At 66.1% G+C, this 7,020-nt stretch carries 7 protein-coding genes and 1 tRNA gene; 4 read left to right on the forward strand and 4 right to left on the reverse strand.

Annotated features, from left to right (window positions below):
• Positions 1–284: 284 nt before the first annotated feature.
• Both N0B15_RS15600 and N0B15_RS15605 read right to left on the reverse strand, forming a co-directional pair.
• Positions 285–358 (reverse strand) — tRNA-Ile (locus N0B15_RS15600).
• A gap of 87 nt (positions 359–445) precedes the next feature.
• Positions 446–1,009: an FxsA family protein gene (locus tag N0B15_RS15605; protein WP_263020640.1), complete on the reverse strand. Its 564-nt coding sequence runs from the start codon at positions 1,007–1,009 to the stop codon at positions 446–448.
• A gap of 366 nt (positions 1,010–1,375) precedes the next feature.
• Here N0B15_RS15605 and N0B15_RS15610 point away from each other — a divergent pair, with 366 nt between their 5' ends.
• The 3 genes from N0B15_RS15610 to N0B15_RS15620 all read left to right on the forward strand — a co-directional run bounded on the left by N0B15_RS15610 (position 1,376) and on the right by N0B15_RS15620 (position 4,098).
• Entirely contained in the window at positions 1,376–1,516 is a 141-nt protein-coding gene (locus N0B15_RS15610) for a hypothetical protein (RefSeq protein ID WP_263020641.1), read from the forward strand.
• Positions 1,517–1,578: 62 nt separating this feature from the next.
• A complete protein-coding gene (locus tag N0B15_RS15615) occupies positions 1,579–3,228 on the forward strand; it encodes a DUF255 domain-containing protein (RefSeq protein ID WP_263020642.1) in 1,650 nt (549 codons plus the stop codon).
• Positions 3,229–3,294: 66 nt separating this feature from the next.
• Entirely contained in the window at positions 3,295–4,098 is an 804-nt protein-coding gene (locus tag N0B15_RS15620) for a TrmB family transcriptional regulator (protein ID WP_263020643.1), read from the forward strand.
• Here N0B15_RS15620 and mptA read toward each other — a convergent pair whose 3' ends face one another.
• Positions 4,099–5,028 carry a GTP cyclohydrolase MptA gene (mptA, locus tag N0B15_RS15625; RefSeq protein WP_263020644.1) on the reverse strand — a complete coding sequence of 310 codons (930 nt, stop codon included), beginning with the start codon at positions 5,026–5,028 and terminating at the stop codon, positions 4,099–4,101.
• Between the two features lie 227 nt (positions 5,029–5,255).
• Here mptA and N0B15_RS15630 point away from each other — a divergent pair, with 227 nt between their 5' ends.
• On the forward strand, positions 5,256–6,116 hold the full coding sequence (locus N0B15_RS15630; RefSeq protein ID WP_263020645.1) for a hypothetical protein: 861 nt from the start codon (positions 5,256–5,258) through the stop codon (positions 6,114–6,116).
• Positions 6,117–6,226: 110 nt separating this feature from the next.
• Here the strand turns inward: N0B15_RS15630 and arsN2 are convergent, their stop codons facing one another.
• Positions 6,227–6,673 (reverse strand): arsenic resistance N-acetyltransferase ArsN2, encoded by a 447-nt coding sequence (gene arsN2 / locus N0B15_RS15635; protein ID WP_263020646.1) that lies wholly within the window; start codon positions 6,671–6,673, stop codon positions 6,227–6,229.
• Positions 6,674–7,020: the final 347 nt, after the last annotated feature.

Raw genomic sequence — 7,020 nt, forward strand, 5'->3', positions numbered from 1 at the left:
CCTGGTTTGGACAATTCCGCGAACTCGTCCTCAAGTGCGCCGTCAGAAACATCGAACTCGCGCTCGACCGCTCAAACCCATGAATTCAGGCGTCTAAACAAGGCCTAGATGAGTGAATGTCGTATCCTGACCATTCTACGCGGCATAGAAACAAACGGGCCAACTCGGATTTGAACCGAAGGAAGACATTCCTGCTCGCTTCGCTGCGCGGGCTGTGACTTCCAGGGCTCAAATCCGAGCTGGTTCCATACTGGTGACTCGCGAAATTGCTCGTCACCAGAGTATGGGCCAACTCGGATTTGAACCGAGAACCTCCACCTTATCAGAGTGGCGCTCAACCTGATTGAGCTATTGGCCCGCTCGCATCTGCCACTTGCGCGCTGTTGGGTTTAAGCGTTTCTTTCTTCGAGGGGCGTGAGAACCACTAGCGAGCGCCGCCGTCGGCCTAGTCGTAGCTTCGGTCTCGGTCGTCGGTCCTCGAGTCGCCGAACTCGATGGTGTAGGTGTCGTCTCCGTCGACGGTGTAGTCGTCCTCGCCGAGGTCGACGGTCTCGCGCTCGCCCTGTGGAGCGCCTGCGCCCTCCTGAGGGAAGCCGACGGTCCAGACGTTGCCGGTGACGAAGCCGTCGGCCTGCTTGTCGAGGTAGGGGACGATCACGAAGCGCTTGAGGGCGGCCCGGATCGGAATCCGCGTCGGTGGGATGACGAGCAGGAAGCCGAGCAGGTCGGTCACCAGTCCCGGCGTGAGCAAGAACGCCCCGGCGGCGATCAGGAGTCCGCCGTCGAGGAGCTGGTTGGTCGGCGGTTCGCCCGCCGCGAGCGAGCGCTGGACCTTCCGGAGCGTCCGCCGCCCCTCGGCGCGGACCATCAACATGCCGACGAGACCGGTCAGGACGACGAGCAACACCATCCCGACCCAGCCGATGTAGGTCGTCTGACCCACGACCACGGCTAAGAGCACCGCGTCGAGAAACGGGATGAACAACAGCGCCAGAATCCACCGGAGCATACGGGGAGTAGCCGCCGCGTGGTGAAAACGCTTTACTTCGGGTTCCGATTTCGAAAGGCGCTCACGCCGCTCGAGCCACCCGAACACCCTCGCACACAGAACAGTTCAGAACAGTTAAGACTCGCCGTGTACAACGGCAGCACGGAAGCCAGTCACGTCGCAATCACTGGCATCGACGGAAATGCCTCGGGTGCTTAGGACCACCCGAGACTGGCTTCCAAAACCTCAGCGCGGTTTCGGTTGCCATGAATCACTTACTGCCACCGAGACATAAACGTCTCGCACGTCCGCCGTATCGCACACGACTCCCGCCGCTCGCCACTCGAGCGCCGCCTCGGTTCCGACACCGGCCGTGGAGGTGCTGAGATGGCCGACTCCGAGGAGCCAGCCCCGTCACTACCGCCGTGTCCGCTCTGTGGCGCGCCGGTGGTCACGGTGACGGTCACCGGCCCGGAGACGGGCTACGCCTCGCCGTGTGGCTGTCGGATTTTCCCGGATCGGACCTAGACGGTCCGGGTTCCGTTGTCGGCGAACGAAGCGCTTACCCACGCGAGTACCCACGCTCGAGTATGGACGACGCGACCCGCGTCGAGTGGCGCGAGTGGGGTGAGGACGCGTTCGCGGAGGCGCGCGAGCGAGGGGTACCGGTACTGCTCTCGCTGACGGCGACCTGGTGTGAGCCGTGTCACGAGATGGACGCCCAGACGTACGCCGACCCGGCGATTGCGGCTCATATCGGCGACAGTTTCGTGCCGGTGCGCGTCGACGTGGACCGCCAGCCGCGGGTGCGCGACCGCTACGCGATGGGTGGCTTTCCGTCGACGGTGTTTCTCACCCCCGACGGGTCGCTGCTGACGGGCGGGGGCTACTTCGATCCCGACGGCCTCCGGCAGGTGCTCGAGCGCGTTCGCGAGACCTGGCGCGAGCGCGGGACCGACGCCGGGCGGATTCCACGGGCACTCAGGGAGCGTGAGCCACCGGCGGGCGACCTCGACGAGACCGTCGAACGACTCGTCCTCGCGGCGCTCGAGGGGACTCACGACGAGGTCGCCGGTGGCTGGGGCGAGGCCCCGAAGTTCCCGCTGCCGGGTGCGCTCGAGTTCGCCCTCAAACGCGACCGGGCGATGGCGCTGCGCTCGTTCGAGGCGGTGCGTGCGAACCTCCTCGACGAGTACGAAGGTGGGTTCTACCGCTTCGCGAGCGAGCGCGACTGGTCGGGACTGCACACCGAGAAGCTGACCGACGAGAACGCGGCGCTGCTCCGGGCGTTCGCCAACGCCTACCTCTCGACCGGCGACCCAGCCTCTCTCGCGCCCGCCGAGCGGACGCTCGAGTACCTGACGACGACGCTCTGGCTCCCCGAGGAGAACGCCTTCGCGGCGAGTCAGGCCGGTGGCGACCCGAAGACGCCCACCCTCACAGCGAGCGACCGCGAGGCGGTCTCGACACCGCCGGTCGACGAGACGGTCTTCGCGGGGGCGAACGCGCTCGCGGTCGACGCGTTGCTCACCTACGCTGCCTACACCGACGACGAACGCGCGACCCGTTACGCCGTGCGCGCACTCGAGACGCTCCGTGAGCGCCTCCTCGAGGATGGTGCGGTGGTCCACTACCGCGCGGACGGACGGGCTGGTGAGCGCACCCTCCTCACGAATCAGGCGCGCGTCCTCCGGGCGCTGCTCACCGCCCACAGCGTCTGCGGTCCCGACGGTGTGCCCGGGGCGCTCGAAGACGCCCGGCGGGTCGCAGCGGTCGCACTCGAGGAACTCCGCGAGGACTCCGGTGCGTTCGTCGATGGCCCGACCGAGGGACCCGGCCTGCTCGAGCGTCCGCTCCGTCCGATCGACGGCGCGGCGGAACTCGCGAACGCGCTGGTCGATCTGTCGGTCGTCATCGGCGAGGAGCGCTACCGTGAGACCGCCCACGACGCGCTCGCCGCCTTCGCGGGTGCGAGTGACCGCCTCGGCGCGCCGGTCGCGGGCTACGCCACGGCGGTCTCGCGGCTCCGCTCCGGCCCGCTGGTCGTCCGCGTCGGGACGCCCGCGGGGACCGACCTCCACCGGGCAGCGTTCCGCTTAGCTGACCACGAGAAGGTCGTCGTACCCGCGAGCGACGCCCTCGAGTCGGGGACGGCCCGCGTCGAACACGGCTCCCGGGTCTCTTCGCCCGCCACCACTCCGGCTGAACTGAGCGAGCGCGTCAGCACCGTGCTCGAGTGACGGCCGCCACCCCTGTCAGGATACAACTACCACAGCGTTTATAGCGCCCGCTCGACTCGTTCCACCATGGCCACACTCAGGGATCTCGGCCTCTCCGAATACGAGGCGCGGGCGTACCGCGCCCTGCTGACGGTCGGGCCGACAACCGCTAAGGAGTTGTCGCGCGCCAGCGACGTGCCGATGGGGCGCATCTACGACGTGCTCAACACCATCGAGGGCTACAACCTCGTTCGCAGCCAGACCGCCAGCCGTCCGAAGAAGTACGTCGCCGTCGAACCGGAGACCGCGCTCGAGCGCCTACTCGAGGACAAAAAGCGCGAACTCGCGGCGCGCGCCGAACAGTACGAGTCGATCGTCGACGACCTCGCGGCGGAACTCGAGACGGCCGAACCGGTCGACGAGCAGTTCTGGACCGCCGCCGTCGGTCCCGAAGAGACGATCGACCTCTTACTCGAGCGTCTCGACGCCGCCGACCGCGAGATCGTGATGGTCGCGGCGGACCCGCTCTTGCAGGTCGACATCCGGGTGGTGGGCGAGGAGGTCCTCGCACACCTGGGGGCCGCACTCGAGCGTGGCGTCGCCGTCGAGATTCTGATGACGCGGGATCTGGTCGACGAACTCTCGCCGAACGTCGGCCACGAGTACCGCGAGACGCTGCAGGCGCGCGACGACTTCGCGGTGCGGACGAGCGACGACGTCTCGGGGACGTTCAACATCATCGACGGCGTCGAGGTCTGCATCCAGGTGCCGAACCCGCTCGCTTCGGGCGAGGCCTTCGGCATGATCGACCTCAAAGACCTCGAGTTCGCCGCCGACGTCCACCGGGAGTTCGCCCCGCGCTGGGAGGCTGCAGAGCCGCTCGAGTTCTGACTAGTCGCCGTTGACTTCCTCACGCAGCGTCGCCATCTCGACGACGCGCTCGGCGTGGGCGTTGTGCTGGTGGATCGACTCGTCGTTCGACTGGGCCATCGTGATGACGGCGTCGTCCGGCAGGTGGTCGAAGCGCTCGAGGACGCCCTCTGCCATCGAGCGGACGCAGTCTTCGACGAACTTCGCGTTGCTGTGTGACTCGAAGGTCATGTGGTCCTCGTCGGGGCGTTTCGCCATGTTGTAGATGCGGGCGCTCATCGCATCGCGCGCGACGTCGATCACGTCGTTTAAGTCGACGTCGGGGTCGCCCGCCGCTTCGACCGTCAGGGTAGCGTGACCGCGCTGGGAGTGGCCCGGCTGGGGAATCTCGTCTAAGAACTCGGTGATCGTCTCCTCGGGCACGTCGAGGTCCTCGAGTTTCTGCTTCGCGCGGGCGACCGACATTCCCTGTGAGCAGGGGCAGACGGTCATGCCGACGACGCGTGCGCCGATCTCCTCGCGAGTGCCCTCCTCCGTCGCCGTCGCGGAGGCGACGATGTCGACGGTGTGCTGGGTCTCTCTGTCGGTCGCGGGCGTCTGCTCGCGGCGGACGAACTCCGCTTCCATCGACACCTGTGCGCGGGAGGTGTAGTCGTGTTTCTCGAGCAGGCGCTCGGCGGCGTCGCCGCAGACGTCCTCGACGCGGAAGGCCGCCTCGCGGGTGGCCTCCTCTAAGATTTCGTCGATGACCTCCATGTTGCGGCTCATGTCGATTCCCTTCCGCCAGGAGGGGAGGTCGACGTACACCTCGAACTCGGCCATGAGGACGATCGGGCGTTTGTCCGCTCTGGCGATCTTGACGAGTTTGTCGACGCCGGTGACACCGACTCGACTCAGGCCGACGGTGACCTCGGGACCCGTCGCCTGGACGTCCGGTAGCTGGTGGCTCATTGGCGTCTAGTCGGGATAGGGCGCGATTAGGCCTTTCGGAAGCCACGGTTAGTGGCCGCATCTCCGTCCCCACGCCGTTCCACCGTCCCATCGTACTGTTCCACCGTGCCGTTGCACCGTGCTGTTGCCCCCACCGTCCACGACGACCATCGCTCGCGTCGGGGTGATTCTTTCCACACACGCGCAGAAAGGTAGCTATTTGTATCGGTAATGATATACGACGGACGATGCGGAGCCACCTCGGCGCGGTCGGTCGGGTCCTCGCGACCGTCTACGTGCTGGCCGCCCTCGCCATCGTCGTCGTCCTGACGGTCCCGAGTCTCGCCCTCCCCGACCTCTCGAGTGAACTCTCACACGAGACCGCCGAGTACGGTCTCAGCTATCCCGACGACGTCGTGATCGACCTCGAGTCGTCGATCGTCGTCGACGGGGAGCCGATCTGGTGGCCGGAGGAGCGACTCGAGCACGAGGCGGGTGGGAACGCGCTCGTCACGTCCGCCCACGACGAACCGGACCCAGCGGGCATCACGCACACGTACTACGTCGACAGGGACGGACACACCGAGTACTACACCTGGATCCCCGACGACCCCGACCAGGTTTCTTTCGAGAACGCGAACGTCTGCACCACCGAGGACGAGACGCGGGCCTACCGGGCCACGGCGGTTTCCGAAGAGCAAGCCCAGCTGTGGGAAGAGCGCCACGTCTACGCCCTCGCTGCAGGTCAGACGAGTCTCAGAGGACTCGAGCGATACCTCGCGTTCGAACTCGTCGAGGAGTCGAACTCGAGTGCCGTCTACGAACCGCTCGAGGGCTGGCACCAGCGTACGGATGGGTATGGGACCGAATTCCGCTTCGTCGCCGACGCGAGTGGACAGGTCGTCATCGAAGACGGCCACGTCGCCGAGGCGAACGTCTCGGCGTCGCTCTCGCGCATCGAGACGGCTGGCGAGCGAGTACTGCTCCCGCTCGTCCACGAGCGCGAACAGGTCGAACTCACCTACGACCTCGAGACCGCCGAGGGTCCAGTCTCGGTCGACGAACCAGCGTGGGTTGACGACGCCCGGGCCTGCGTCGCGGCCGTGTGACACTCGTTGGCACCTTACACGTCCTTTAAGTACCTCTGGTCACAAGGTAGTGCTATAGACGGGATTCTCATCGGTTTTCACTCGAGCGTCACCTCCCTCGAGCCGACATCTCATTCGAGCAGCGACTTCTCCATCACCGTCGCCGACGCGGGACAGAGCGAGGTGAACTCACTCGTCTCCCTGATCGCCGCTGGGACGTCCGTTCGCTCGAGTTCGGCGTAGCCGAGTCGGTCGAAGAAGGCCGCCGCGGTCGTCGTGAGCAGGTAGAGCCGTTCGACGCCCTCGGCTCGGGCCTTCGCCTCGAGCGCGTCACAGAGCGCCGTCCCGTACCCCGTCGAGCGGTAGCGGGGTTCGACGGCGACCGACCGTAGGAGACCGTCGCCGCCGTAGCGTTCGAGACCGCCGACGCCGACCCGCGTCGCACCGTCTCGGGCGAGATAGAAGCACGCGGGACTCGAGCGTACGTCCGCAGACGGCAGGCCACTCGCCTCGAGCAGGCGCTCGACGGTGCTGATCGTCGTCTCGTCCGCCCGTTCGAGTCTGAGACCGGTCGGCATTACTCGAGTGTCCGTGGGGTGAGGACAAAATCCCTCCCGCCACTCCTTTAAGTACTTCTGGTCACAAGGTGGTGCTATAGACGGAGTCGTCGGCCCTTCTGCGGACGGTCACCATCTCGCCCTCGAGCGCCCGGCCCGCTCTAAAGCACGCAGCTCTCTTCACCTCCCGTCCGCCTTTAAGTACTTCTGGTCACAAGGTAGTGCTATAGTTGGGTTTTCGCGCGTCTTTTTGGTCTCCGTGGCATCCGTTCTAGCTTAGTGGCTGGCTGAGATGGCGATCACGCCGAAATTGCGTCGAGTCTGACCGCAATCATGCTGAGATGACTGCTGTTCCAGCAAACCAGTCG

Source organism: Natronobiforma cellulositropha, assembly GCF_025629245.1.
In the GTDB taxonomy this organism is placed as follows: Archaea; Halobacteriota; Halobacteria; order Halobacteriales; family Natrialbaceae; genus Natronobiforma; species Natronobiforma cellulositropha.

Excerpts from the sequence above, each read along its gene's own strand:
- N0B15_RS15605 (WP_263020640.1), bottom strand. The coding sequence starts at position 1,009 with ATGCTCCGGTGGATTCTGGCGCTGTTGTTCATCCCGTTTCTCGACGCG.
- N0B15_RS15610 (WP_263020641.1), top strand. The coding sequence starts at position 1,376 with ATGGCCGACTCCGAGGAGCCAGCCCCGTCACTACCGCCGTGTCCGCTC.
- N0B15_RS15615 (WP_263020642.1), top strand. The coding sequence starts at position 1,579 with ATGGACGACGCGACCCGCGTCGAGTGGCGCGAGTGGGGTGAGGACGCG.
- N0B15_RS15620 (WP_263020643.1), top strand. The coding sequence starts at position 3,295 with ATGGCCACACTCAGGGATCTCGGCCTCTCCGAATACGAGGCGCGGGCG.
- mptA (WP_263020644.1), bottom strand. The coding sequence starts at position 5,028 with ATGAGCCACCAGCTACCGGACGTCCAGGCGACGGGTCCCGAGGTCACC.
- N0B15_RS15630 (WP_263020645.1), top strand. The coding sequence starts at position 5,256 with ATGCGGAGCCACCTCGGCGCGGTCGGTCGGGTCCTCGCGACCGTCTAC.
- arsN2 (WP_263020646.1), bottom strand. The coding sequence starts at position 6,673 with ATGCCGACCGGTCTCAGACTCGAACGGGCGGACGAGACGACGATCAGC.